Annotated in this window: 32 protein-coding genes and 1 riboswitch; of the genes, 18 read left to right on the forward strand and 14 right to left on the reverse strand. The window is 64.8% G+C overall.

The window, feature by feature from the left end; all coding sequences use genetic code 11:
* The first annotated feature begins 4 nt into the window (after window positions 1-4).
* The 15 genes from AC57B5_RS04930 (at window position 5) to AC57B5_RS05000 (ending at window position 12753) form a co-directional block, all read left to right on the forward strand.
* Window positions 5-1933, forward strand: a complete 1929-nt coding sequence (locus AC57B5_RS04930) for a hypothetical protein (protein WP_496398897.1) — start codon at window positions 5-7, stop codon at window positions 1931-1933.
* 8 nt (window positions 1934-1941) lie between these two features.
* The gene (locus AC57B5_RS04935; protein ID WP_496398898.1) at window positions 1942-3606 is read left to right on the forward strand and encodes a hypothetical protein; all 1665 of its coding nucleotides are present in this window, start codon (window positions 1942-1944) and stop codon (window positions 3604-3606) included.
* A 2-nt stretch (window positions 3607-3608) separates the two neighbouring features.
* A complete protein-coding gene (locus tag AC57B5_RS04940) occupies window positions 3609-5507 on the forward strand; it encodes a hypothetical protein (RefSeq protein ID WP_496398899.1) in 1899 nt (632 codons plus the stop codon).
* Between the two features lie 53 nt (window positions 5508-5560).
* Window positions 5561-5998 (forward strand): hypothetical protein, encoded by a 438-nt coding sequence (locus AC57B5_RS04945; RefSeq protein ID WP_496398900.1) that lies wholly within the window; start codon window positions 5561-5563, stop codon window positions 5996-5998.
* Window positions 5995-6525: a hypothetical protein gene (locus tag AC57B5_RS04950; protein ID WP_496398901.1), complete on the forward strand. Its 531-nt coding sequence runs from the start codon at window positions 5995-5997 to the stop codon at window positions 6523-6525. Before AC57B5_RS04945 ends, AC57B5_RS04950 begins: the two co-directional genes overlap by 4 nt.
* A 9-nt stretch (window positions 6526-6534) precedes the next feature.
* Window positions 6535-7044, forward strand: a complete 510-nt coding sequence (locus tag AC57B5_RS04955) for a hypothetical protein (protein ID WP_496398902.1) — start codon at window positions 6535-6537, stop codon at window positions 7042-7044.
* Window position 7045: 1 nt separating this feature from the next.
* Window positions 7046-7876, forward strand: a complete 831-nt coding sequence (locus AC57B5_RS04960) for a hypothetical protein (RefSeq protein WP_496398903.1) — start codon at window positions 7046-7048, stop codon at window positions 7874-7876.
* A complete protein-coding gene (locus AC57B5_RS04965) occupies window positions 7873-8418 on the forward strand; it encodes an HI_1402-related protein (protein WP_496398904.1) in 546 nt (181 codons plus the stop codon). Before AC57B5_RS04960 ends, AC57B5_RS04965 begins: the two co-directional genes overlap by 4 nt.
* Before the next feature lie 39 nt (window positions 8419-8457).
* A complete protein-coding gene (locus AC57B5_RS04970) occupies window positions 8458-8769 on the forward strand; it encodes a phage holin family protein (RefSeq protein ID WP_043821068.1) in 312 nt (103 codons plus the stop codon).
* Window positions 8766-9350: a glycoside hydrolase family protein gene (locus AC57B5_RS04975; RefSeq protein ID WP_496398905.1), complete on the forward strand. Its 585-nt coding sequence runs from the start codon at window positions 8766-8768 to the stop codon at window positions 9348-9350. The genes AC57B5_RS04970 and AC57B5_RS04975 overlap by 4 nt, the downstream gene beginning before the upstream one ends.
* Before the next feature lie 46 nt (window positions 9351-9396).
* A complete protein-coding gene (locus tag AC57B5_RS04980) occupies window positions 9397-9786 on the forward strand; it encodes a hypothetical protein (protein ID WP_496398906.1) in 390 nt (129 codons plus the stop codon).
* Window positions 9787-9818: 32 nt separating this feature from the next.
* On the forward strand, window positions 9819-10079 hold the full coding sequence (locus tag AC57B5_RS04985; RefSeq protein ID WP_416046446.1) for a hypothetical protein: 261 nt from the start codon (window positions 9819-9821) through the stop codon (window positions 10077-10079).
* Between the two features lie 998 nt (window positions 10080-11077).
* Window positions 11078-11686 carry a hypothetical protein gene (locus AC57B5_RS04990; RefSeq protein WP_239971217.1) on the forward strand — a complete coding sequence of 203 codons (609 nt, stop codon included), beginning with the start codon at window positions 11078-11080 and terminating at the stop codon, window positions 11684-11686.
* Window positions 11686-12279 (forward strand): cysteine hydrolase family protein, encoded by a 594-nt coding sequence (locus tag AC57B5_RS04995; protein WP_496398907.1) that lies wholly within the window; start codon window positions 11686-11688, stop codon window positions 12277-12279. Before AC57B5_RS04990 ends, AC57B5_RS04995 begins: the two co-directional genes overlap by 1 nt.
* 12 nt (window positions 12280-12291) lie before the next feature.
* The gene (locus AC57B5_RS05000; RefSeq protein ID WP_239971219.1) at window positions 12292-12753 is read left to right on the forward strand and encodes a DUF421 domain-containing protein; all 462 of its coding nucleotides are present in this window, start codon (window positions 12292-12294) and stop codon (window positions 12751-12753) included.
* Window positions 12754-12762: 9 nt separating this feature from the next.
* Here AC57B5_RS05000 and AC57B5_RS05005 read toward each other — a convergent pair whose 3' ends face one another.
* The 4 genes from AC57B5_RS05005 to AC57B5_RS05020 all read right to left on the reverse strand — a co-directional run bounded on the left by AC57B5_RS05005 (window position 12763) and on the right by AC57B5_RS05020 (window position 14669).
* Window positions 12763-12969, reverse strand: a complete 207-nt coding sequence (locus tag AC57B5_RS05005) for a hypothetical protein (protein WP_239971220.1) — start codon at window positions 12967-12969, stop codon at window positions 12763-12765.
* A gap of 185 nt (window positions 12970-13154) precedes the next feature.
* Window positions 13155-13385: a hypothetical protein gene (locus tag AC57B5_RS05010; protein ID WP_496398908.1), complete on the reverse strand. Its 231-nt coding sequence runs from the start codon at window positions 13383-13385 to the stop codon at window positions 13155-13157.
* A 442-nt stretch (window positions 13386-13827) separates the two neighbouring features.
* Complete coding sequence (locus tag AC57B5_RS05015; RefSeq protein WP_496398909.1) at window positions 13828-14358, reverse strand: DUF4124 domain-containing protein; 531 nt, start codon at window positions 14356-14358, stop codon at window positions 13828-13830.
* A 107-nt stretch (window positions 14359-14465) separates the two neighbouring features.
* Window positions 14466-14669, reverse strand: a complete 204-nt coding sequence (locus AC57B5_RS05020; RefSeq protein WP_496398910.1) for a hypothetical protein — start codon at window positions 14667-14669, stop codon at window positions 14466-14468.
* 113 nt (window positions 14670-14782) lie between these two features.
* A riboswitch (Fluoride riboswitch) is annotated at window positions 14783-14846 on the forward strand.
* Between the two features lie 81 nt (window positions 14847-14927).
* Between AC57B5_RS05020 and crcB the strand changes: the two genes are divergently transcribed.
* Window positions 14928-15314: a fluoride efflux transporter CrcB gene (gene crcB, locus AC57B5_RS05025; RefSeq protein ID WP_034393102.1), complete on the forward strand. Its 387-nt coding sequence runs from the start codon at window positions 14928-14930 to the stop codon at window positions 15312-15314.
* 178 nt (window positions 15315-15492) lie between these two features.
* Window positions 15493-16050, forward strand: coding sequence for a P-loop nucleotide/nucleoside kinase family protein (locus tag AC57B5_RS05030; protein ID WP_496399432.1), 558 nt, complete (start codon window positions 15493-15495; stop codon window positions 16048-16050).
* Window positions 16051-16097: 47 nt separating this feature from the next.
* Here the strand turns inward: AC57B5_RS05030 and AC57B5_RS05035 are convergent, their stop codons facing one another.
* The 4 genes from AC57B5_RS05035 to lexA form a co-directional block, all read right to left on the reverse strand.
* Window positions 16098-17069: a FecR domain-containing protein gene (locus AC57B5_RS05035; RefSeq protein WP_496398911.1), complete on the reverse strand. Its 972-nt coding sequence runs from the start codon at window positions 17067-17069 to the stop codon at window positions 16098-16100.
* Between the two features lie 4 nt (window positions 17070-17073).
* A complete protein-coding gene (locus AC57B5_RS05040; protein ID WP_043781909.1) occupies window positions 17074-17550 on the reverse strand; it encodes a sigma-70 family RNA polymerase sigma factor in 477 nt (158 codons plus the stop codon).
* 256 nt (window positions 17551-17806) lie between these two features.
* Complete coding sequence (locus tag AC57B5_RS05045; protein ID WP_013802588.1) at window positions 17807-18229, reverse strand: hypothetical protein; 423 nt, start codon at window positions 18227-18229, stop codon at window positions 17807-17809.
* A 162-nt stretch (window positions 18230-18391) separates the two neighbouring features.
* Window positions 18392-19066: a transcriptional repressor LexA gene (gene lexA / locus AC57B5_RS05050; RefSeq protein WP_012205399.1), complete on the reverse strand. Its 675-nt coding sequence runs from the start codon at window positions 19064-19066 to the stop codon at window positions 18392-18394.
* A 98-nt stretch (window positions 19067-19164) separates the two neighbouring features.
* Here lexA and AC57B5_RS05055 point away from each other — a divergent pair, with 98 nt between their 5' ends.
* Window positions 19165-20136 carry an asparaginase gene (locus tag AC57B5_RS05055; RefSeq protein WP_496398912.1) on the forward strand — a complete coding sequence of 324 codons (972 nt, stop codon included), beginning with the start codon at window positions 19165-19167 and terminating at the stop codon, window positions 20134-20136.
* A 92-nt stretch (window positions 20137-20228) separates the two neighbouring features.
* Here AC57B5_RS05055 and adk read toward each other — a convergent pair whose 3' ends face one another.
* The 6 genes from adk to AC57B5_RS05085 form a co-directional block, all read right to left on the reverse strand.
* Complete coding sequence (gene adk / locus AC57B5_RS05060; protein ID WP_496398913.1) at window positions 20229-20885, reverse strand: adenylate kinase; 657 nt, start codon at window positions 20883-20885, stop codon at window positions 20229-20231.
* A gap of 264 nt (window positions 20886-21149) precedes the next feature.
* Window positions 21150-21941 carry a 3-deoxy-manno-octulosonate cytidylyltransferase gene (kdsB, locus tag AC57B5_RS05065; RefSeq protein ID WP_496398914.1) on the reverse strand — a complete coding sequence of 264 codons (792 nt, stop codon included), beginning with the start codon at window positions 21939-21941 and terminating at the stop codon, window positions 21150-21152.
* Window positions 21942-22008: 67 nt separating this feature from the next.
* Window positions 22009-22191, reverse strand: coding sequence for a Trm112 family protein (locus AC57B5_RS05070; RefSeq protein ID WP_012205403.1), 183 nt, complete (start codon window positions 22189-22191; stop codon window positions 22009-22011).
* A gap of 64 nt (window positions 22192-22255) precedes the next feature.
* The gene (gene lpxK / locus AC57B5_RS05075; RefSeq protein WP_496398915.1) at window positions 22256-23272 is read right to left on the reverse strand and encodes a tetraacyldisaccharide 4'-kinase; all 1017 of its coding nucleotides are present in this window, start codon (window positions 23270-23272) and stop codon (window positions 22256-22258) included.
* Window positions 23273-23285: 13 nt separating this feature from the next.
* Complete coding sequence (locus AC57B5_RS05080; RefSeq protein WP_099752433.1) at window positions 23286-23711, reverse strand: ExbD/TolR family protein; 426 nt, start codon at window positions 23709-23711, stop codon at window positions 23286-23288.
* A gap of 31 nt (window positions 23712-23742) precedes the next feature.
* Entirely contained in the window at window positions 23743-24375 is a 633-nt protein-coding gene (locus AC57B5_RS05085; RefSeq protein ID WP_012205406.1) for a MotA/TolQ/ExbB proton channel family protein, read from the reverse strand.
* Window positions 24376-24488 lie beyond the last annotated feature (113 nt).

Raw genomic sequence — 24488 nt, forward strand, 5'->3', positions numbered from 1 at the left:
GGCCATGGGAACGAATCGCGAGCACCTGCTGCTGGGCGGCGCCGAAGAGGCCAAGCTGCTGCCCTGGGCGAGGGGCCGCGTGCGCGCTCTGCGGGCTGCAGGGTTTCGCCACATCACCCAGCGCTACGAGATCCTGGGCCTGCTGGTGCGCGTGACCATTGCCGAGGACGACGCCTGGATCGAGATCAAGGGCGGCGCCTGGGAGTACCTGACCTGGCCCACCAGCCTGGAGCACGGCATGGGCGTGGACAAGAACGAGCAGGGCGAGGAGATCTCGCCCCTGTGCGCGCTGACGCTCAACGCCTCAGACAAGGGCCTGCGCCGCAAGGAGAACGTGGATCTGCTGGCTGGGCCGCACGACTGGATCAGCGACGACCACAAGGACGTGCTGACCTACGACCACGGCAACGGCTTCCGGTACGCGATTTCGGGTGCCCAGAGTGCGACCAGCGGCGCCAAGGCAGAGATATTCCGCAACGGCGCGCGGATCAAGGTGGCTCACGAGGTCAGCGGCTGCGCCATCTTCAAGGCCTCGCTGCCCCAGGGCGGCACGGCCAAGAGCATGGTGCATGCCTCCTATGAAGAGGGGGGCGGCGAGACATACGGTGACCAGCAAGTAGTGCTGTATCGCTTGGATCCCAAGGAGAAGGACGATGCCGGTGTGTCGCGCTCGGAAGAGTTCGCGCGCTGGGCCGTGCCCGCTGGCCCTGAGCTGACCATCACGCAGCCGATCTTCTTCGACGGCAAGGGACAGCGCTGCATCACGATGCTGGAGACCGTGACCCGGGAGCCCGTGGGCGGCGGCGTGTCGATTCGGCTGGGCGCTCCACGCTATGCGCTGCGCGGCACGGTCAGCCGCAACAGCGACGGCAGCCTGGGCGCCGAGTTCATCCTGTCTCTGCTGGTGTCTACTCCAGACCAGCCCCTCGAGCGCGTGACCGTGCAGCGGCACAACGCTGCGGACCCCTACTACTACCGGGGGAGTCTGGCACCAGATTTCGAGGAGCAAGAGAACTATCGCATCGACGACTTCACCACGTTCGCACGCCTGAACGCAGGCTCTTCGGGCTATTCGCGGACAACGACGACGGAGCGCAGTGTCCAGATCATCGGGCTGGACCTGACGCCTGATGGCACCGAACTGCTCATCGAGCGCATCCGCTTTTCGGAGTCGCGCAGCTATGCCGAGGAGGTCGAGCGAACCCAGTTCCAGAGCACGCACTACCTCAACGACAAGGTCTTCCCCGTTATCGAGCATTTCACTGGGAGCAGCTCTTACTACAACTCGTACAGCTCGGGCGCGACCAATTCGATCACCGAGACGATCACTATCAACGGCCAGCCGCTGATGGCCCTGGAGCTGGCCAGCGATCTGTCGGAAGTGACGCAGGTTCGGGAATGGGCTCATTCATACAGCGAAGCGTTTCCTCCACCTGATGCGCCGCCAGCCACCGTCACAACGACGAGGACGGAGACCACGAGGCGCAAGACGCTGAGCCTGCGCGATATCGATGGGCGATGGGGGTCCCTTGCTGCCGTGGTGGGCGAGTACGACCAGCCTTTCAACGGCACGGAACTTCGGCCGTATTCCGTCCGCCTGCATGCCCAGTGCCAGGGGCAGGAGTTTGATCGCGTGATCTTCGCCGGGCAGGTACTGCTGCCGCCCCTGGGCATGAGCCTGGACCAGATGCGGTACCGCAGCATCGCCGTGCGCCGACCCAAGGAGTTCGTGATCTGCTTCTCGCCAGCGGGCGCCGCGCACCAGCATCCGCCCATGTCAGCCCTCTATGACCGCCTGGCCGAGACGGGCACGCCGGACCGCAATCCGCTGCTGGTCATCCGGCGCAAGGACAAGACCATCACGCCGGGCCCCGACAAATTCACGCTGGGCGAGGAGGCCGGGTTCCGGCTTGATCCCGTCCACCTTCTTTGAGCACCGCCATGGCCGAACTTGCCGGATACGCGTACTTCAGCCGCGCCGAGAGCTACTACCAGCCCCCAGGCAGTCCAGAGACCTGGCAGGCCCAGGTGCATGTCTACGAGGTCCTGGACAACGGATCGACGGTCTACCTGGGCGTGGCCCTGTACAAGGCCTCGGACCAGGATTCGCTGGGGCTGCGCTTTGGCTACCCGCCCGAGCCGGACATCAACAACCCGGCCTTTGAGGGGTACTACGACCTTGACCCACCGGCGCTGCGACACATCAAGCTGCCGGCCGAGCGCGTGCGCGCCTATCGCTACAAGGGCAACGCCTCTGGCGCCACGCTGACGGCCAGCCCTGCGGAGTACGACCTGGGCACCATCACGGTGGACCCGGGCACCGAGTACATGGTGTGGGCTCACTGGGATGCGCCGGACGAATGGGGCTCGTTCCCATCGCCGGCCCGTGTGGCCTTCGTGCTGCCGCAGGCGCCCGGGCTCTGGAAAGACATGGTGCTCAGCGAGGACTGGCACCGTGTCGCGTTCGGCTCCGACTACGCCGAGGAAATCCTGAACAAGATCGAACTGGTGTGCCCTTCGCCCGTGCTGGAGATGGTGGCCACGGTCGAGGGACTGGCGCAGATCCAGTTGACGGCGCCGGCTGCCCGGGTGGAACTGCTGGGCGGGGCGCGCATCGAACTCGTGGCCCCAGCCGCGCGTGTGGCGCTGACAGGATCGGATGCCTCGAACCGCATTGAGCTGGTGGCGCCTGCCGCTGTGGCAGCGCTGGTGGGCGGTGCCCAGGTGCAGCTTGTCGCACCGTCTCCCGTCATGAGCCTGCAGGCCACGGTCAGCGAGATCGCGCGCATCGAGCTGGTGTGCCCCATGCCGCAGGTGCTGCTCGAAGCGACGGTGGAGGGCCTGGCGCAGATTGCTCTCGTGGCGCCTGCCGCGCGTGCCGAATTCGTGGGTGGCGCGCGCATCGAGCTTGTGGCACCGGCTGCCGTGGTGAGCCTGGAGGCTTCCACCGAGGGGCTGGCGCAGATCCATCTGGTGTGCCCGATACCCGTGGTGCAACTGGAGGCCTATGGCGAGGCCACGGCCAGCTTTGACCTGGTAGCGCCCGCGGCGATTGCCGGTGGCTGGGCCGACATCGTGCTGGTGGCGCCGGCCGCGCGCGCCTTGCTGGTGGCCACGGCCGAGGTGCCGGTGGTGCACGAGGCCTACGCCGTCAACCTGCGCACGCAGCTGGAGACCGGCGGCAACGAGGTCACGCGCTACACGGCGTTCCCGTTCAGCCGAATCGTGCGCTGGCGCGGCCGCTATGTGGCCATGGCCGCAGATGGCTTGTACTTCCTCGGCGGCGACACTGACGCCGGCCAGCCCATTGCCTGGCATCTGCACACCGGCACCACGGACTTCGGCAGCGCGCAGCGCAAGGCCTGGATCAGCTGTTATGTCGGTGGCCGCATGCCGCCCTGCAGTCGCTTCGTGCTCGCCGTGGGCGAGAAGTGCCAGGAGCGCTATCCCTACGACACCCCGCGAGGCTCCAGCGCCCAGAACTACCGGCAAAAGTTCGGCAAGGGAGTGGACGCGCGCTATTACGCACTGGAGCTCTCCGGCCGCGGCGCTTTGACCATTGATGACCTCGAGGCCGAGGTCGTGAACAAGACACGGAGGATCTGACCATGGCATCGGTAGAAGAAATCATTGACGACCAGCGCGGTTTTGCGGCCCAGGTGCTGTCGGACTCGCAGCAGGCGCTGCGCGACGTGAGCAACATGATCACAGGCATCGGCTACCTGCAGCCCGACCCGCAGCTGGACCCCATCGACCAGCCGCTGGAGCCGCCGGTGCTGCAGCCCGTGCCCGAGTTTGCCGGCGTGGACTTCCAGCTGCCCCAGGCTCCAGGCGCTGCGCCGCAGTTCCAGGACATCGGCCCCATCGACATCAGCGGGCTGCCGGTCGCCACAGCGGTGGTGCCCACCATCACGATGCCTTCGTCGCCGGCCCCGCTGGCGGACTTCTCCATCTCCGCGCCCTCGATCAACACCAGCTACGACTTCCCCGATCCGCCCGACCAGCTCATCAATCCCCTGATCGCCGAGCCGCAGATCCAGGACCGGGCAGCACCCGACAAGCCCACCATCGTGCTGCCGGTGTTCGATTCTGCTGCGCCCGTGTTCGATGCCGAAGCGCCCACGGATCTGGCCGCGCAGTTGGAGACCACCCAGCGCGGAGCCAGCGCCGCGATGATGTCGGTGCTGGACGGCCAGCTCGACGCCATGCTGGCCAGGTACTGTCCGCGCTACCACTCCAGCATGGAGACGATGGAGTTGCGCCTGTCCCAGCTGATGGCCGGCGGCTCCGGGTTCAGCGGCGATGTCGAGCGTGCGGTGATCGAGCGGGCGAAGGATCGCCATCTGGGCGAGTACCGGCGTGTGCGCGATGCGGCCTGGGCCGACGCTGCAGACCGGGGCTACACGCTGCCACCAGGCGCGCTGCTTTCCGCGGCTGCCAAGGCCCGCCAGGCGGCCGCCGACAACCTGGCTCGGGCCAATGTGGAGTTGGTCGTGAAGCAGGCCGAGATGGAGCAGACCAACCTGCAGTTTGCGATTAGCACCTCGATGAACCTGCGCCAGTCCGTGCTCGCTGCCATGCTCAGCTATCACGGCAACCTGGTGCAGATCAACGGACAGGCGCTCGAGCACGCCAAGGCCGTGGTGGGCATGGCCGTGGAGGCCTACAACATCGCGGTCAAGGCCTTTGGCGCCAAGTTGGAGGCCTGGCGTGCCCAGGTCGCGCTATACGAGGTGCGGCTCAAGGGCGCGATGGCGGCCATCGACCTGTACAAGGCCGAGGTCGATGCGCTGCAGGCCCTGACCCAGGTGGACATGGCCAAGGTCAACGTCTACCGCGCCCGCATGGAGTCGCTGCAGTCCCTGGCGAACGTCTACCGCGCGCGCATCGACGCCATCGTCAGCCGGGCGGGGCTGGAGAAGCTCAAGCTGGAACTGTTCCAGGCCCAGGTGCAGACGCGCGCCACCGAGGTCCAGTCCAAGGCCACCGAGTGGACCGGCTACCGCGCCGCGCTGGAAGGCCAGGAGCTACAGGTGCGCGTGTACGACGCCCAGGTTCGGGCAGACGGCCAGGCCGTCCAGACCTATCGCGCCGGCATCGACGCCAAGGTCGAGATGGTGCGGGCCGCCGCGATCACCAACGACTCCCGGGCGCGCGTGCACGAAATGGCGCTGCGCGAGTACGGGCAGATCGTGGCCGCACGTGGCGAGCTGGCGCGCACGCAGCTCGAAGGTGAGCGCCAGAAGCTCGTGACCTACCAGGCCCAGACCGCTGCGGCCGTCAGCTACGCGCAGATGGCAGCCACCTTCTACCGCTCCAAGGCGGATGTGAACGTGAGCTACGCCGATGCGCGCATGCGTGCCCAAACTGTGCAGCAGTCGAGCATGCAGAGCATGCAGGCCGCCATCACGCAACTTGCCGCCGCCAACGCCAACACGCACAGCCAGGTTGCGGGCCAGGCCATGGCCGGGCTGAACTCCGTGGCGATCAAGAGCAGCGACGGCTGACCGCCCCCGGCTAGGGTTCGCCTCCAGCGGCCCTGCCGGGAACACTGCGGGGCATGACAACCCCGGCCTGCCTCGACTTCACCATCTACCAGGGCGCGACCTTCCGCACCGCCCTGGAGCGCTACAGCGTGGCTTATCCCGTGCGCGAAGAATGCGATGACGTGGTGAAGGCCTGCAGCGGCGAGCCGGTGCCCGATACCGACAAGGTGCCCGAGGACTACACCGGCTGCACGGCCCGCATGCAGCTGCGGCGCGAGATCGATGACCCGGAGGTGTTGCTGGAGCTGAGCACGGCCAACGGCGGGATTGAGCTGGACGGCGCATGGCTGCGCCTGCTGATGACGGCAGAGCAGACCGCTGCCTTTGTGTACGGACCCATTGCGCCCGGCTGGACCTCCTGCATTGGCCAGATCGAGATCACGCGCCCCAGCGGTGACGTGGAGCTGCAGTACGAGCTGCGCTTCGCCCTGTACCCGGAGGGCACCCGGTGACCACAGTCGTCTCTTCCGAACCATCGGCCGCCGTCATCGAGCGGCAGACCTCGGTCGTGGTGACGCGCGAGGGTGGCAAGACCCATGTGGTGCAGCAGTCAGCGCCGCCCGCTGTCGTCGTGACGCGGGGCATCCCTGGGCCGGAGGGTAAGCGCGGCCCTGTTGGCCCGGCTGGCGACGCCATCACGGTCAAGGTCGGCCCGTCCTCCATCAGCGGCCACAGCGTGGTGGCCTGCAACGCCCAGGGCGAGCTCATCGCGGCCGATGCAACGGACCCTTCCCATCGCGGCGCCGTGCTGGGCGTGGTGGCCGACGCATACAGCCCCGGCGACGACGCTGTGGTGCAGACCGGCTTTGTGCTGGAGCACAGCGGCTGGTCCTGGGCGCCAGGCCCGGTGCTGGTCGGGCTGGCAGGCCAACTGGCTCAGGCTTTGCCACCCGGAGCGCTGTTCTCCCAAGTCATCGGGGAGGCCTTGTCCGCCACCCGCGTCCTCATCGACATCAACCCACCCATCACCCTTGCATAGGAGGCCACCATGGCTGCCAAGACTTTCATTCGCCTCATCAACGGCATCCTGACCCGCGTCTCCGGCGTTGTGGTCTCCACGGGGGCCAGCAACGATGGCGACATCCCCGCGCTGGACAGCACGGGCCGGCTGGACACGAGCATGATGCCCGTGGGCATCGGTGCCGACACAGCATCCATCACCGCGAGCGAGGCCCTGGCCGCGGGCGACTACGTCAACATCTGGAGCAACGCTGGCGCCTTTGCCGCGCGCAAGGCTGACGCAACCATCACGGGCAAGGAGGCGCATGGATTCGTGCTCGCCGCAGTTGCCAGCGCTGCGGCAGCCACGGTCTATTTCGAGGGCCCCAACACCCAGGTCACCGCGCAGACGCCGGGCCCTGTCTTCCTGCAGACGACGGCCGGGAAGGGCGCCGCAACGGTTCCCTCTGCCACTGGAAACGTGGTCCAGAACATCGGCTATGCCACGAGCGCGACCTCGGTGAACTTCCAGTCGCAGCTTCCCATCGTGCTGGCCTGACATGGCTTCTCGGCGTCCCCTGGTCAACGTCAGCGGCAGTATCCGCGAGCTGCCCACGGGCGACACGCTGCCCGGCGTGCGCGAGCTGCTCACCGCCGCGCGCACCTACTACGTCCGAACAGACGGCAGCGACAGTAATACGGGGCTGGCAAATACGGCAGGCGGGGCGTTTCGCACAATACAGCGGGTTGCTGATGTGGTTTTGCCTCTTGATTTTGCAGGGTTCACAGTCACCGCGCAAATCGCAGATGGAACATACACAGATGGTGCAGTTTTCACGAGGACACTTAATGGTCGAGTGCTGATCCAGGGAAATGCATCAAACCCCGGGAGCGTGGTGATTTCTACTACGGCCAGTTGCATTGCATCGTCTGGCAGTGGCACTGATGTCACGGTTTCAAAATGTCAACTCCAATCGTCATCAATATCCGCCTTGGTTGGCACAAGCGGCGGATTCATAACTGGTGCAGATAATATCTATGGGGCGTGTGGATATGCTCACGTTGCTGCTGCGGTGCGTGGGCAAGTTGTCATATCAGGCACAGCCCAGATCGTTGGCAATGCACCATCGTTTGCAAACCTGGACAACGGATTTCTTGATACCACGCTTGTGGCGTTCACGCTTACTGGGTCGCGCTCCTTTATCACGGCATTCATTTATGCTGGCTCACTAAGTTATGCACGTATTGTTTTGCCGACATTCACAGGCTCAGCCACAGGGCCGAGGTATATCACAGCAGGTAATTCGATGATCAACGTCAATGGCGCTGGTGAAAGTTTTCTTCCTGGAAATTCATCTGGCACGCGGACCAGCGGGGGTGAATACGCATGATCAGCTACCAGCTTTCGAGCGAAACGGGGCACGTATTCAGCTGGAACGACGGCGTGCGAGCAACCATCCCATTGATTGATGTCCGGGGCCTACCGCCTAATCCCGATGCCGTCGAGTACCGGGCTTGGCTGGCGGGCGGCGGCGTGCCACTACCTGCCGAACTTCGGCCGACAGCCGAGATCGCTGCCGGGCTGCGCCAAGCCTTGGCCGCCGAGTACCGGCGCCGCATCCAGGTGATCGCCGCAGGCTACCCGCTGAGCGAGCGCGAATCGTGGCCTGTGCAGACGGAAGAGGCGAGGGCGCTTGAGGCTGACCCAGCAGCGGCCACGCCATGGATCGACGCTGCAGTGCTGGCGCGCGGGCTTGACCGCCTGGTGCTGGCCGAGCGCATCCGGGCCAAGGATGACGCATACCGCCAAGTGCACGGCCTGCTGACGGGCACGCGCCAGCGCATCGAGGACCAGATCGACGCTGTGGCCGACGACGCCCTGGCGCTGTCGCAGATCGACGTCGCGGTCGGCTGGCCTGCGGCCCCCGTGTAGGGTTCGCCAGCGCGGCCCGGCCCCGGAATCATCGGGGCCATGAAGAAATACCTCGTATCCCTGCTCGCGCTGATGGGCATCCACCAGCACCTGAGCGCCGAGCAGCGGCAGGACCTGGCCAATGCCGCAGTCCATGCCACGCCAGGCGCTGCTGCCACCGGGGTGTTCAAGGTCTGGGGGCTGCCGCTCAGCGAATGGCTGGTGGTGGCTTCGCTGGCATTCATCGTGCTGCAGGCCGGCTACCTGATCTGGAAGTGGCGACAGGACTATCAGCGCGCCCAGCAGCGGCAGCGCCTCGCGCGGCTGGCCGGGCTGAAGCCGGAGCCTGAAACGGATTGGGGCGCGCCATGAGCAAGGCCCCGCGTACCGCCGTCGCCGCGCTCACCATCTCGGCGGCTGGGCTGCTGGCCACGCTGGGCCTGGAAGGCTTCCGGCCTGACCCGCACATCCCGACGCAGGGTGACCGCCCGACCATCGGCCACGGCTCCACGGTCTACGAGGACGGCACGCCCGTGCAGATGACCGATCCGCCAATCACGCGCGAGCGCGCGCTGCAGCTGGTGCGCAGCCACACATCCAAGGACGAGGCCATGTTCCGAGCAAGCTTGCCTGGCGTGGCCCTGTACCAGGCGGAATACGACCTCTACCTGGACTTCACCTACCAATACGGCATCGGCGCCTGGCGCGCTAGCCCGATGCGCACGCGGCTGCTGGCCGGGCAGTTCGCGCCCGCATGCGAGGCTCTGCTCAGCTATCGCTTCATGACCAGCCCGAAGCGCGAGGGATCGGGCTGGGAGCCTTACCAATGGGACGCGGCCGGCCGCCCGAAGCGCTGGCGCTACGACTGCAGCACGCCCGGCAACAAGGTTTGCCGCGGCGTCTGGACCCGTCAACAGGCGCGGCACGCCGCGTGTATGGAGGCCCAGCCATGAACGCTCTTTGGATCGCAATGTGGTGGTACTGGTGGAGGGGCGGGAGGTGACCGGGATCACACCGAAACTGCTCGCGGCCGCTGTCCTCGCGCTGCTGGCCAGCCTACTCGGCAACGTGCTGCTGGCCAGGGCCTACCTGGGCCAGCGCGACGCCGCCACAGCCGCGCGGGCCAGCGTGGGCGAGATGACCCAGCAGCGGGACGGCGCCCGCGACCTGGCCGTCGCCTGCAGCGATGCAGTCGATGACCTGCGCGAGCTGGCCGACCGGCGCAAGAAGGAGGGCGAGGCCGCGCGAACCAGCGCCGCTGTCCAGGCGCGGACGCACGAGCAGCGCGCCGACCAGATCCTGGCCGCTCCGCCGGCCGTGCCCGGCGATGCCTGCACGAGCGCCCAGCACCGGGTGGACAACTGGCTGCAGGGGAGGGCGAAGCCGTGAAATTAACAAATTGCTCAATTCGTCAATTCGCGGTGCTGGCTTCCCTGCTGGCCCTGGCCGGCTGCCAGACCGCGCCGACGCGCGTCGAGCTGCAGCGCGTGAATGTGCCCGTGCCGGTGGCATGCGACGAGCCGGTGCCTGAGCGACCGGCCATGCCCACCGAGCAGCTGCGCCCCGGCGCCACGGTGGACCAGTTCACCCAGGCCGCCCTGGCCGAGATCGAGCGGCGCGAGGCCTACGAGATCCAGCTGATGGCTGCGCTCATGGTGTGCACGCGGCCGATCGAGCAATAGACGCATCTTTTAGTCAACGAACCACTGCATTGAAACATTGCTTACGGCTCTATTGACCACTGCCCCGTTGCTGTGATTGATGTTGGTTTCAACAAACTGCCCAGTCGTATTAACTGCATAGCTAGTGGAGCTTGGAGGCAAACCGACCACTCCGAAGTTGGGGCCTACTCGCACATCCATACCTAGATTGGTATTGCTTAGGCAAACAACTGCTTGAGACGCATCGGCCTTGACGCCGTGCTGAGTGCAGTACAGAGTCCACGTCTGCACATTCGGAGATATGAGTTGAACCTTCAAGCTGGAGCCATTATTAAGGGCGGTTCGCAGCGTCTGCAGCGAACCTGCCGTAGGGGTGCCGCTAGCGTCATGTGAGTAAACCAAATTCCATGCGTGAGACGTCCCTGTAATAAGAGTTATTGCGGCGGCAGAAATGATATGTTTGAATTGCACTTTTTTACTCCTTGTGAAAGAAGTCTGATCTTATTTTAGGAGCTATTTGTTGATTGCTTAAATAGGATGGATTAATGCATGCAATTTGACTTCTATTGCTGAAATTCCTCGCATTGTTGTGTTATTAGAAGTAACAGATAAAGGGTTGTCGATTCAGATTCCCATCGCCTTGTTCTTGCGACGTCGGTGCTACTCGGCTTGCCTCATCGCCGCGGTTCGCGCTGCTTCTGCCGCCTGTCGGGCTTCCTTTTCGGCCTGGATGACGCGTTGCCGCGGCGTCATTGATGCGTCGTCGTAGCCCCCTGTGGCGCGCTCACCGATCTGTATGTGGGTAATCCGCGACGCTCCGTAGAAGAGGGCTGCAGCGATGATCAGTAGCGCGATGAATCTCATACAGCCATTGTGCCGTCCGCCCTCCATTATTTGACGGTCTTGGACGTACACGTAACTTTCGAGAAGCACTACATACCCTTCAGTTGCTGCTTACGCGCAAAGTGCCAAGGTTGGCCGACCATCGCCGGACCGCAACTGTAAACCGGAGTAGGCAAATGGCTAAACCACGCTATGACGATTCTCAGCTCAAAGATCTGTTGCTGCAGATGATGGAAACGGAACTCGGAGGTGAGCAGGTGTATAGAACTGCTCTGACCTGTGTCCTGAACGATGACCTTAAAAAGGAATGGGAAGAGTATCTCGAAGAGACGCTCAGCCACCAGAACGTGGTGCGCACCACATGTGAACTGTTGGGGGTCAATCCGGACGAAGCTTCGCCTTCCCGTGATGTCGTGAAGCACATAGGCTCATCGCTGGTGAAGGCGATGGAGTTGGCTCTCAGAGGTGGTAATGCAGCCGCTGCGCAACTCGTGGCGTGCGAGTGCGTGGTCCACGCTGAGACCAAGGACCACGCCAACTGGGAGCTTCTGGGTAAGGTCGCCGAGGTGGCTACAGGTGAAAAGGGCAGGGTCCTTAAGGAGGCCCACGCTCGAGTGGAAAAGGACGAAGACCATCACCTGTATCACACCAAGGGGTGGTGCCGCGAGCTGTGGATCCAGAGCTTGGGTATGCCAGCAGTCCTGCCGCCCCCTGAAGAGGTCAAGCAGGTTGAAACTGCCATCGGCGCATCTCGAGCGGAGCAGCAACGCGAATCCATGCTGTGATGCCTAGGCCGAGGTGGTTAGAACCCACGCAAGTGCCTCACAGCGCGGAGGTGCTGTTGCTGGTGGATGTCATCAACCCGCTTCAATTTCCCAATGCCGGACCTTTGCTGCAGGAAGCGGTACGGGCTGCCCGGCGCATTGTCCGGCTCAAGGCCAGGCTTCGTGAAAAGGGCGTGGCTACGATCTACGCCAACGACAACTACGGCACTTGGCACAGCGAGTTCAGCGACATTCTTGCCGCCTGCCAGGGTTTGGCTGGCGAGCGTGGCGAGATCGCTCGACTGCTTGCGCCCGATGCGGAGGATCTGGTGATTCTCAAGCCCCAGCATTCGGCTTTTCATTCCACGCCGCTGCTGCATCTGCTGGGCAGAATGAATGCGCGCAGGCTGGTCATTGTGGGGTTTGCGGCGGACATGTGCGTCATGCTCACGGCTACGGATGCACGCATGTCGGGCTACGAGGTCTGGGTGCCCAGCGATTGCACGGCGGCCGAGACGCCTGCGCGACGGCAGCAGGCATTGCGGCAATTGAGACAGGCCTTCAAGTGTTCAGTGCGCACCTCAGCGCGTAGTCCCTGGGCGGGGCGGAATTGAAGGGGCGTTGGTATGTGGAACCTGGACATCCATCCGTTTGAGTTGGCTGTACGCGCGCTGGCGGTCTATGTCTTGCTACTGCTGATGATGCGCATGACTGGGCGGCGTACCGTGGGCCAGTTCACACCTTTCGATCTGCTGGTGGTGATGTTGGTGAGCGAGGCAGCGGGGCCTTCCATGACAGGGTCTGATCAGTCCCTTCCTGGCGGGCTGCTGGTGTGCGTGATCCTCATTGCGTTGAATACGGCCGTGGGTTTCGTGACGGCACGCTGGCGCGGGGCGGAAAAGCTACTGGAGGGCGAGGCGGTGCTGCTGGGGCGGGATGGAACGATCTTCGAGGGTGCGCGCAAAAGCCACCGGGTATCGCGCAACGATATTGAGAAGGCGCTGCGCGAGGCAGACTGCGAGGAATCAGAAATCCGCTGCATGTTCCTGGAGGCCGACGGATCCATTAGCGTGCAGAAAAAGCAGTAGTCGAACCTGTCAATCCTCTGGGCAGCGCTCCATGGCCCAGTCCAGTGCCGCCTCGGCATCGGCGTGCGGCCCGTCGAAGGCAAGAATGCCGCGCTCATCGTCCCAGAGCTCCCCGGTCCAGCGCCGTGCAGCAGGGAAGGGTAGGTGCCCATAGTCCACGATGACCGCATACCAGCCGGGCGTCGTGGGCGCGCCGCCCCAGGCCAACGAGTCCATGATGCTCAGCCAGCGAGTTGCTCCAGTTGCACCGCTCCCTTGCCGACCCAATGCCAGAAGAGGAGGCGCTGCTGCCAGCTGAGCAGCTGCTCGCTCTAAAGGCTGAGAAATTAGCAAAAGCAGAACCCGCTCCCCGCTGAATGCAGTGTAGGTTCTTGTGTAGCTTTTGGAGAATATTCTGATAATCAGAGGGAGAAGGCTTCTTCAAGAATGATGATGTTCATTGCCTGTGAATCTGTCATAAGCCTTTGATTTATCTCCGGTTTGCCGCGCAAGATGTAGTCGGCAAACACTTTAATCTGTTGTTGCGCTCTGTCTTCGGCATCGTCGGCACTTGCCTGAGCTGGGCTGCTTGAAGGTTCTAAGAGGCTCGCGCAGCCAAGGCCCTGAAGCCCGGCGAACACATTGTCGTTCAAGCTTGTGCCTACCTGAGGCTGGAGGCTTCGGTCAGTACCAAATCTTGGACCTGTCGTTACAGAAGCCTCGCAGATGCAAAGGCTCAAGCCGGCGAAGTGCGGCCGTTGGCCCACCATGCCAGCCGCACAGGCTGCTTCCGTATGGCAAGCTGCATCTTGCTCCGCTCGCCCCGTGGCTTATCCAACGAACGCAGGCTGGCAGGACAAGGTCGGCTCCGCGCAACCGTATCAGTGGCTTACACACTGGAACGTATTGGCGACGACGATGTTGAGAAGGCTTGGTGGATGGCCGCCTGTTGGCAAGGTCGGTGAAGACCGGGTTGGCGGCGGTCTGAAGAGGCTGTGTGGCATTGGGAGAATGCCTGAATATGTTCCCCCGCTGGTGAGTGGCGCGAGAGGAGTCATGATTGCGCTCGATATCTGGCAGTTCCGTGCCTGGTTCTCATTGAGAAACTGGTTGCTGAATGGAGTGGGGTACTCGCGGTGTCCCAATCACCTTCGGCGGCTCCTGCATCAGGGGCGTATTTGAGCCGCATGCAGCATTGACACTCGTGATAGCGGCATTGGTCCGCATGCGTTTTTCGTCTTGGGAAATGGCGCGAATGCTGGAGACGAATTCCAGCTCCTTGCGCGCCTGCTTGCACTGAAGGGACGCGCCGAACTGCTCGGGCGCAGGAGCAGTTGTCTGGCGGGCTTGCTGCTCGATGACACGCTGCTGGCTCTCGATCTGGCGCTGCTGCATTTCGTTCATCTGGCGCTGATACTTTTGTTCATTCGCCTGTGCTGCATCAGCCCGTTCACGGGAGATCTCATCGTCCGATTTTTTGCGCTGAATCAGAGCTCCAGTGTCATTGCTGCTGCAAGGACTGTCTGAGAAAGTCGACTTTCCAGAAGCATCCTTGCATTGAAAGACCTGGGCTGCGGCAGGCAATGCGAAAAGTGCTGTAAAGATTGCTGTGGTCAAGAGTCGCATATGCATATCGATGAATTGATGGGCCTGATCGGAATCGAATTACAGACGAAGAATAGTCCTTTGACCCGCATGCCTGGCAACTTTCGTCTTGGTTCGAATGGCCCGCTTCACTCGGCGTCCCGCAGGGCAGCGCGGCGGGCTGCTTCAGCGGTCTTCTGAGCCTCCTTCTCGGCTTGCCTGAAACGTTCTTGTACCGGAGTCGATGTGCCGTCATGGCCGCCTGCGGCGCGCTCACCGATGTGAATGTTGGAAAGCCTTGCTGTGCCGTACAGCAAGGCCGCTGCAATGATCAGGAGCACGATGAATTTCATTGTTGCATTGTGCCGCTGGTCATTTGGAGGGTACGGCCAGCGCCTGCAACGCAATCTCACACCTCTGCCGCTTGCCAGGTCCAGAGTAAACTCGCCCCCGCAGCCAGCACTCGCTGCACGATGGGAATGGAGCTTCCCGAAACCGCCCTGCGAAGGGCTGATGGCTCCTGCCTTGGTGGGATGGGTCCTGCCGGTGGCGGGGCCATGTCTTGATCCTGCCCGGCACGCCCGTCCCGGTTATTCGATGAAAGGACGGTCATGGGGTTCTACGGTTTCATTCTGGTGTTCGTTGGAGGCGGCCTGGGGTCTGCGCTCCGGCATGGCACGAACTTGCTCGCGCTGCGGCTGGTGGGCAGTGCGTATCCACTGGGTACGTTGGCGATCAATGTGCTGGGTGCCTTCGTGATGGGGGTGGTGGTGGAGTGGTTTGCGCTCAAGACATCGCTGCCGCAGAGTGCGCGGTTGTTCATCACCACGGGCATTCTGGGTGGCTTCACCACGTTTTCGACGTACGCGCTGGAGGTCGGCATGCTGTATGAGCGTGGCGACTGGCTGGCCTCCGTGCTGTATGCGCTGGGCTCGCTGGTGTTGGGCGTGGCTGCGCTGTTTGCGGGGTTGGGGCTGGTGCGCATGGTGGCCCATTGAGACACCGTGATTGCGCTATGCTGTGTGCCATGGCCCGCCTGAACGCAACGCAGATTATTCGCACCATCCATTGGATGGTGGGTTAGCCAGCGGCCTTCAGCGCCATGCAACCCGCCCAGAGGAGGCGGGTTTTTTCATTCCGTCTCCGGGGTTTTCTCAAGCCTTTCAGGAGATGAATATGCAGGTTTCCGAACAGTCCCGGCCCCGTTGCGCAGAATATGCCGATGCCCTTGCCGCCAACGCGCGGCTTGCCACGCTGCACATGGTCTGCGGCAAGATCGGCTCGGGCAAGTCAACGCTGGCGCGGCAATTGGCGGCCGGGCCCGGAACGGTGTTGGTCAGCGAGGATTCCTGGCTGGCCGGCCTGTACCCCGGCGAGATGCAGTCGGTGGCCGATTACGTGCGTTGCAGCACGCGGCTCAAGGGGTTGATGGGGGCGCATGTACAGGCACTGCTGGACGCTGGCGTGTCGGTGGTGCTGGACTTTCCGGCCAATACCCTGGAGGGGCGGGGCTGGGCGCGCAGCGTGTTCGAGAAAGTGGGCGCCGCGCACCGCCTGCATTTTCTGGATGTGCCTGACGAGGTCTGCAAGCAGCGCTTGCGTGTGCGCAATGCGGCAGGCGAGCATCCGTTTCAGGCCAGCGATGAGCAATTCGACCTGATCACGAGCTACTTTGTCGCGCCCTCCGACGAGGAGGGCTTCGACGTGGTGCATCACCCGTATGCGCCGCTCTGAAGTGCCGGCCTGGACGAGAGACTTCGCCACGGCCTCATCCCATCATCTCAGCTTGATCGCGCTTGCACCTCCACCCAATAGCGGGTGCGCGTGCGCAATTGCAGAGGAAAGCGGCTGACGAGCGCGGCCAGGGCGCGATCCGTGTCATCCACGGGAAAGGCGCCCGAGACAAGCATCCCGGCGACCTCGGCCGAGCAGCCCAGGTAGCCGGGCCGGTAGCGGGCAAGGGCGTCAATCAGCTGGCCCAACGGCATGTCCAGCGCGACCAGGCCGCCTTCATGCCAGCTGGCTGCAAAGGGGTCTGCGGATGTGGGCGGCTGGGTGGCGCTGGACGAGAAGGCGGCCTGCTGTCCGGCCTGCAATTGCGCGGAGGGCGCATCGCTGTCCAGAGGCTGCAGGCGCACGGCCTTTTCCTGCACGGTGACATGGCACAGGCCATCGTCCGCAAGATGGACCGTGAAGCGCGTGCCCAGGGCCAGTACGTGGCCTTGCGGGGTCTGCACGCTGAAGGGGCGGCCCAGCGCGTCGGGCTCGGTGGCGACGAGGATGCGGCCACGGTGCAGGCGCAGCAGGCGCTGGCGTTCGTCGAAAACGGTGTCCAAGGCGGTGGCCGTATCCAGGGCCACCAGGGAGCCGTCGGGCAGCGTCAGATTCCGGCGCTCGCCTGTGGCTGTGCGCTGGCCGGCCTGCCAGCTTTCCAGTGGTGCGCCTTTCCAGGCCATCCAGGCCGTGGCGCCGCTGCCCAGGCCCAGCGCCACGCCACGCACCACGGAGCGGCGGGTGGGCGAGGCGCGACGGCCCAGCGCCTGGCGCGCCAGTGGTGCGGGCAGATGCGACAGCTGCACGGTGACGGATTGCACGCGCAGCCAGGCGCGCTGGTGGGCGGGATCGGCCTCATGCCATTTTTGCCAGTCCTGTTGCAGGCCCGCTGTGGCGGAGGCGCCGCGCAGTTTCACGTGCCAGGCGGCGGCCTCATGCAAGGCGCGGCGGTCGTTGCCTTCCAGATGTCTCTCGCCCATGTGGCTATGCCAGGACCAGGCAGCAATGCTCCATCGCCCGGGTCAGGTAGTTGCTGACGGTGCGCAGCGATACACCCAGGCGCTGGGCGATCTCTGGGTAGCTCAGTTCCTCGAACTGGGCCAGCACGAAGGCTTCGCGAACCTTGGGGGGAAGGCCCTGGAGCATGCGGTCCACATCCAGCAGGGTCTGCTGGACGATGGCCTGCTCTTCGGGCGAAGGCGCCAGCGATTGCGGCAACTGGGCCAGATAGTCCAGATAGGACTGCTCCAGCGTGCGGCGGCGAAACAGGTCGGCGACCAGGCCCCGGGCGATGGTGGCCAGGTAGCGCCTGGGTTCGCGGATGTCCTGCTGCGGCAGGGGCGAGCGCAGCAGGCGCACAAAGGTGTCCTGGGCCAGGTCGGCGGCATCGTCACGGTTGCCCAGGCGTTTGCGCAGCAGGCTTTCCAGCCAGGGATGGTGGTTCTGGTAGAGGCTGTGCACGGAGAAGGCTGGGGCGGAGGAGGCGGGCGCGCAGTGGCAATCGCTGCTGCAAAAGATAATAAGAATGCTTATCAATTATCTTTCAGGCCGGCGCCCCTCCCGCAAAGAGGGCATCCACTTGTTGCATGTGCGCTACAGGGCAGTGGTGGCCGCCAGCCTGCACCAGATTTGCGCAGGCCGATTCCTCGTGCGGCACGCGGTCCGCGCCGCCCAGGTTTGTGTCGTGCAAGGTGTGTCGCACACCTTGCATCGGGCCTCAGTTGGACGCTGATCCGCCGTGTGCCTCCATGCGCTCCAGCGCAGCGCAGACATCCGCCATTCGCCCGGAGATGAACAGGCATTCCGGCTGCTCCTGCGGCGACCGCTGGATGATGCGCAGGCCTGAAGGCTGCTCAGGCGCGGATTGCAGGGTGGGCTGCGTCGGCAGCAATGGCAGGATCAGCTGGGCATCTCCATGGTCTGCAGCGCGTGCGGCCTTGCCGCGGCGCTGCTGGCTGCGCCGGCGTGCCTTGCTGAAAGAGATCACGTTGGCGGGCTCGGGTGCTGCGGCAGGTAATGGCTGGCACGCAGGGGCTTGTGCAAGAGGCATGGCCGACTCCATGGCGGTCGCAGTCAGGCGGATGCCATGTGCCAGGCGCAGGAAGGAAAAAGAAGACAGTGTTGGCAGAGCGAATCCCATGTGACGACTCCTGTTGGCGTGTTTCAAAGAGGCATGGACACAGGCAGGATTGCGGTTTGCGGGCAAAGCTCCGCCCAGGGCGAAGCTCCAAGGCTTCGCGCCTACCACCTGGGCGGTGCGTGAAATGGGGTGAGGCGGCCGGAGAAGGGCCGCCAGTCCGGCTTACATGGACATGCTGTTGCGGATCAGCCCCACGGCCAGGCCTTCAATGGCAAAGGCCTCTTCGGGGGCGACGCGAATCACCGGGTAATCGGGGTTTTCCGGCAGAAGTTCCACGCCCTGCGTGGTGCGGCGCAGGCGCTTGACGGTGACTTCGTCACCCAGGCGCGCCACGACGATCTGGCCGTTGCGGGCTTCGTGTGCGGACTGCACGGCCAGCAGGTCGCCGTCCATGATGCCCGCGTCGCGCATGGACATGCCGCGCACGCGCAGCAGATAGTCGGGGCGCGTCTGGAACAGGCTGGGCTCGACGGAATAGGTTTGGTCGATGTGTTCCTGCGCGAGAATGGGTGAGCCCGCCGCAACGCGGCCCACCAGGGGCAGCATCAGCGGTGCCAGGGCCGACAGCGGCAGTCCGAAGCTGGTGCCGCGCGCGGCATTGATGTTGCGCACGGTGTCGGTACGCAGGCGAATGCCGCGCGAGGTGCCGCTGACCAGTTCGATCACGCCTTTGCGGGCCAGGGCCTGCAGGTGTTCCTCGGCAGCGTTGGCGGACTTGAAGCCCAGCGTGTTGGCGATTTCCGCGCGGGTGGGAGGCGCGCCCGTGCGGGAGATGGCGGCCTGGATCAGGTCCAGGATCTGTTGCTGGCGGGCGGTGAGCTTGGGATGGTCGAGCATGGCGTGCGTCCGGTCCTTGAGGGCAGATGGCAGGCTGGGAGGCCATCTGATGATTTATACAGTATCTGTATTTTTAACCAGTTTTCCAAGAGGTGCAAGTGGGGCAGTCAAAGTTGGTGATTCTGGGCACGGGCGGGACCATCGCCGGCCGGGCGGATTCGCAGTCGCAGGGCGTGGGGTACAAGGCCGGGCAGATCACGGTGCAGTCGCTGCTGGAGGCCGTGCCGGACCTGGAGCAGCAGGCGCTGGGACCCGTGCAGACGCAGCAGATCGCGCAGGTGGACAGCAAGGATATAGACTGGCCCGTGTGGCGCGCGTTGCTGCGCGCCTGCATGCAGGCACTGGAGGATGCGGACACACGTGCCGTGGTGATCACGCATGGAACGGACACGCTGGAAGAGACGGCCTGGCTGCTGCACAGCCTGCTGCCGGCCACCAAACCCATCGTGTTGACCTGCGCCATGCGCCCGGCCACGGCCCTGTTAGCAGACGGCCCGCAGAATCTGCGCGATGCCGTGACCGTGGCTGCCAGCGGCGGGCGCAGCGGCGTATGGGTGGTGGCAGGCGGCGAGGTGCATGCGGCAGCCCAGGTGCAGAAGGTCCATCCCTACCGGCTGCAGGCAATGCGCTCCGTGGAAGGCGGGCCGCAGGCGTTGGTGGAGGAAGGGCGTGTGCGCTGGCTGGTGCCCGATGCGCCGTCCGTGCGGGCCGTGGTGCCTGCGCTCACGTCATCAGGTCTGCTGGCGCTGGATGAGCTGCCCTGGGTCGAGGTGGTGTTCAGCGGCGCCTTGGCGCGTGCCAGCGGTGTAGATGCGCTGGTGGCGGCAGGCGTGCGTGGCATCGTCGTGGCTGGCACGGGCAATGCGACGGTTCACGAAGGCATGGAAGCGGCCTTGCAGCGTGCCCGCGACAAGGGTGTCTGGATCTGGCGGGGCACGCGCTGTGCCGAAGGCCTGCCCGTGGCCTCCGGCCTTGGGACCAACCCGGCAGAGGCCGATCTGGCGCAGCTGCCTGTGGCAAAGGCCCGGATTGCGATGATGCTGGCGCTGGCAGCGCAGCCGCGCGATTGAGCCGGGCGGCGACGCCGGTATTTCTTCGGTTGCCGGCGGTCAACAAAAAAGCACCCGCCGGGTGCTTTTTTCGTTGCGGCACATGGCCTGCATCACTCAGCCAGTGCAGCCAGTGCGCGTTGGGTGATGTCCTCGACCGAGCCCAGGCCGCTGATGGCACGGTACTTGGGGGCCGCTGCGGCTTCCTTTTCGGCCCATGCGCGGTAGTAGTCCACCAGGGGGCGGGTCTGGCTGCTGTAGACGTTCAGGCGCTTCTTGACGGTTTCTTCCTTGTCGTCTTCGCGCTGCACCAGCGGCTCGCCGGTCACGTCGTCCTGGCCTTCGACCTTGGGCGGATTGAACTTGACGTGGTAGGTGCGGCCCGAGGCGGGGTGGGAACGGCGGCCGCTCATGCGCTCGATGATGGCGTCGAAGGGCACGTCGATCTCCAGCACGTAGTCCAGCTTCACGCCAGCGGCCTTCATGGCGTCTGCCTGGGGAATGGTGCGGGGAAATCCATCAAACAGGAAGCCGTTGGCGCAATCGGCCTGGGCGATGCGTTCCTTGACCAGATTGATGATCAGGTCGTCGCTGACCAGTTGGCCGGCGTCCATCACGGCCTTGGCCTGCTGGCCCAGGGGCGTTCCGGCCTTGACGGCGGCACGCAGCATGTCACCGGTGGAAATCTGGGGGATGCCGTACTTCTGGCAGATGAAAGCGGCTTGCGTGCCTTTGCCGGCGCCGGGTGCGCCCAACAAAATCAGTTTCATGGAAGTCCTTGAGGAGAGTAGAAATTCTTGTCTGCCGGATCGGCCCACCGGGGCGGACAGTCCATGCGTCATATTTTTGTCGCGGGCAAGGATAGCACGCACAGGGCTAACACTGGCTTACACGCAGAGGGCAAAACTGTCGCCTGTGCAATCTCCAAAAACTGCGTTTTGCTGTCCGACAAAACCGCATGTGCAGTTGTGTTGTGAATGGCGATGCCGGGCATCGCCATTGGCGCATCTGTATTGGTGTATGCGGGATCGGATTCAGGCGGACAACCGGGCGCGCACCCGTTCCAGGTCTTCGGGGGTGTCCACGCCGGGGCCTGGTGCATGGGGCGTGAGGTGGACGGCGATGCGGTGGCCGTGCCACAGCGCACGCAACTGTTCCAGCGCCTCCAGCACCTCGGTAGGGGCGGGAGAAAGCTGCGGGAAGCTGCGCAGGAAACCGGCACGGTAGCTGTAGATGCCAATGTGGCGCAGTGGTGCGAAGCCGGGGTGGCCCGGCGCTGCCGCTGCAGATGCCGCCTCCCACCATGCCTGGCCTGCATGTTCACGCGCAAAGGGGATGGGGGCGCGGCTGAAATAGTGGGCCATGCCCTGGGCATCGCAGACGACCTTGACCACGTTCGGATTGGTGAAGTCGGCCAGGCTGTCGATGGCATGTGCCGCCGTGCCCATGCTGGCCGAGGGCTGCTGCGGCAGCAGGGCGGCCACGGCATCGATGAGGTCGGGAGCGATCAACGGTTCGTCGCCCTGGACGTTGACGACGATGTCGTCGCCATCCAGGCCCAGCAGTTCGCAGGCCTCGGCCAGGCGGTCGCTGCCGCTGGCGTGGTCGCTGCGGGTGAGCACGGCTGCAACGCCGTGCGCGGCGCAGGCGGCGACGATGCTTTCGTCATCGGCCGCGACCACGCAGCGCGTGGCGCCGCTGAGGCCGGCACGCTGTGCCACGCGCACGACCATGGGAAGGCCTCCAATGTCTGCGAGGGGCTTGCCTGGCAGGCGGCTGGAGGCAAGGCGGGCAGGAATCAGAACCGTGAAGGGCGCGGTGGGCATGGTGCGTTGCGGAGAAGGTCGAAAGTGCGGGCGCGGGCGTTGTCGGAAATCGGGCCTTGCGGCGCGATCAGTCCTCGAGCTCGTCGTCGTCCAGCGTGCGGGCTTCGGCCTCCAGCAGCACCGGGATGCCGTCGCGCACGGGGTAGGCCAGGCGCGCGCTGCGCGATACCAGTTCCTGGTGCTCGCGGTCAAAGCGCAGCGGGCCCTTGGTGACGGGGCAGACCAGCAGTTCGAGAAGTTTGGCGTCCATGGCGGATCCTGTGTTTTGGAGGGGGAGGGCGGGCCGTGGCGGCCAGCCAAGACGGTGATGATAGTCAGGCGCGTGGCCTGCGCAGCGCCTGCAGCCGCTGATCCAGCAGCGCCCAGAAATCTGGCGGCAGCTGCAGTTGCAGCGCAACGGACCAGGCCTGGGGATGGGTTCGCCACAGCTTGACCGCATCCTTTTCGGTGCAGACCAGCGGGTCTTCATTGCGTCCCAGGCGCTGGAAGCTCTCAAAATTATAGTGATCCGGCAGCGCCTGGGCGTGCTCCAGCGCCAGGCCCTGTTCAGTGGCCAGCATGGAGAAAAAGGCCTCGGGCCGGGCCACGGCGGCCACGGCCTCCACGGGCCGTCCGCGCAGGGCCGCCAGGGCAATGCGCTCACCGTGCGCATTGACGCCTTCAGCGGCCAGTTGGCGCTGCATGGCAAAGGCGGGGGCATCCGTTGGCGGGCAGGTGCCCGCGTGCAGCACGGCGGTGACGGGGCGCGGCCAGGGTTCGCGCAGCGGGCCTGCCGGTAGCAGCCAGCCATTGCCGATGCCGTCGTCGTTGAAGACGCACAGCTCAATGTCGCGGGCCAGGGCCAGATGCTGCAAGCCGTCGTCGCTGATGACCACATCCACCTGCGGATGGCGAGCGCGCAGGGCCTGGACGGCCTCGATGCGCTTGCGGGCCACGAAGACCGGCACGCCGCTGGCGCGCGCCAGCAGCGCGGGCTCGTCGCCCACATCGGCGGGGGCGCTGTCGGGATGGGCTTCGCGGCAGTCGTCCGTGCTGCGGCCATAGCCGCGCGAGACGATGCCGGGATTCCAGCCGCCATCCCGCAGATGGCGGGCCAGGGCGAGCGTGACGGGGGTCTTTCCGGCGCCGCCCGCAATCACGTTGCCGACGACGATGACCGGAATGCCGGCCTGGCCTGCACGCCTAAAACCCAGTGCATAGGGCAGCCGATGCAGGCCCAGCAGGGCGCGGTACAGCAGGGACAGGGGAAGGAGCGCGCAGGCCAGCGGGCCGCGGTGGCGCCAGGCCGCGCGAAGCCCCCGGGCTGCGGGGGCGGGGCCATTCCGGGGCATTGAGGCCTTGCCCTCAGCGCCCGGCGCTGGCCGAGGTCTGCGTGGCAAAGGTGATCTGGGACAGTCCGGCGCGGCGCGAGGCCTCCATCACCGACACCACGGACTGGTGCGGCGCGGTGGCGTCGGCGCTGATGATGACCACGCTGTCCTTGCCGGCAACGGCCGCTGCGGCCAGTGCCTGGGTCAGGCCGGTGACGCTGCGGTCTTCCACGGTGGTCTTGTTGATGGCGTAGCGGCCGTCGGCAGCGATGGCGACGATGATTTCGCGGGGCCGGTCGCGCTGCTGCTCGACATCGGCCACGGGAAGGGTCAGCTGCAGCTCGGTGAACTTGCTGTAGGTGGTGGACAGCATCAGAAAGATCAGCACCACCAGCAGCACATCGATGAACGGGATCAGGTTGATCTCGGGCTCGTCACGACGGCGGGGACGGAAGTTCATGGCAGGTCTCTCGCGTGCGGGTTCTGCGGGTTCACTTGCCGCCGACGCGCACCAGGTGGCGCACGAACTGCTCGGAGGCCAGCTCCATGCCCAGCAGGTAGCCATCGACGCGGGCGCGGAAGTAGCGCCAGAAGATCAGCGCCGGAATGGCGACGATCAGGCCGAAGGCCGTGTTGTACAGGGCGATGGAGATGCCGGCCGCCAGCTGTGCCGGGTTGCCGCCGCCGGTGGCCGATGCGCCGCCTTGCGAGCCGAAGATCTCGATCATGCCGATCACCGTGCCCAGCAGGCCCAGCAAAGGCGCGGCAGAGGCGATGGTGGCCAGCGCACTCAGGTGCTTTTCCAGCGTGTGGGCGGCAGCGCGGCCGGCGCCTTCCATGGAGGCGCGAAGCTCTTCTTCGCTGCTGTCCGGATGGGCCTGCAGGGCGCGCAGTCCACTGGCCAGGACTTCACCCAGCGTGGAGTTCTGGGACAGCTGCTGCACGACTTCCTGGCTGGGCAGGCCGCGCGAGGACACGGAAATCGCCTCGCCCAGCAGGGCGGGCGGCGCCACGCGGGCCGTTTTCAGCGCCACGAAACGTTCAAAGACCAGGGCCAGAGCCAGGATGGAGCAGGCAATCAGTGGCCAGATCGGCCAGCCTGCGGCTTGTATGATCGACAGCAAGTTGTTTTCCCCCCGCGTTTAACTGCAGCCGACGATTATGGCCCAGCCATATGGCCGGTCCAGGCGTCTCGTGTCCGCGATCGGCTGAAAACTGTGACCCGGCGCAGCATCCA

The organism is Delftia sp. BGA-UO-ETr-SB1, from assembly GCF_059567865.1.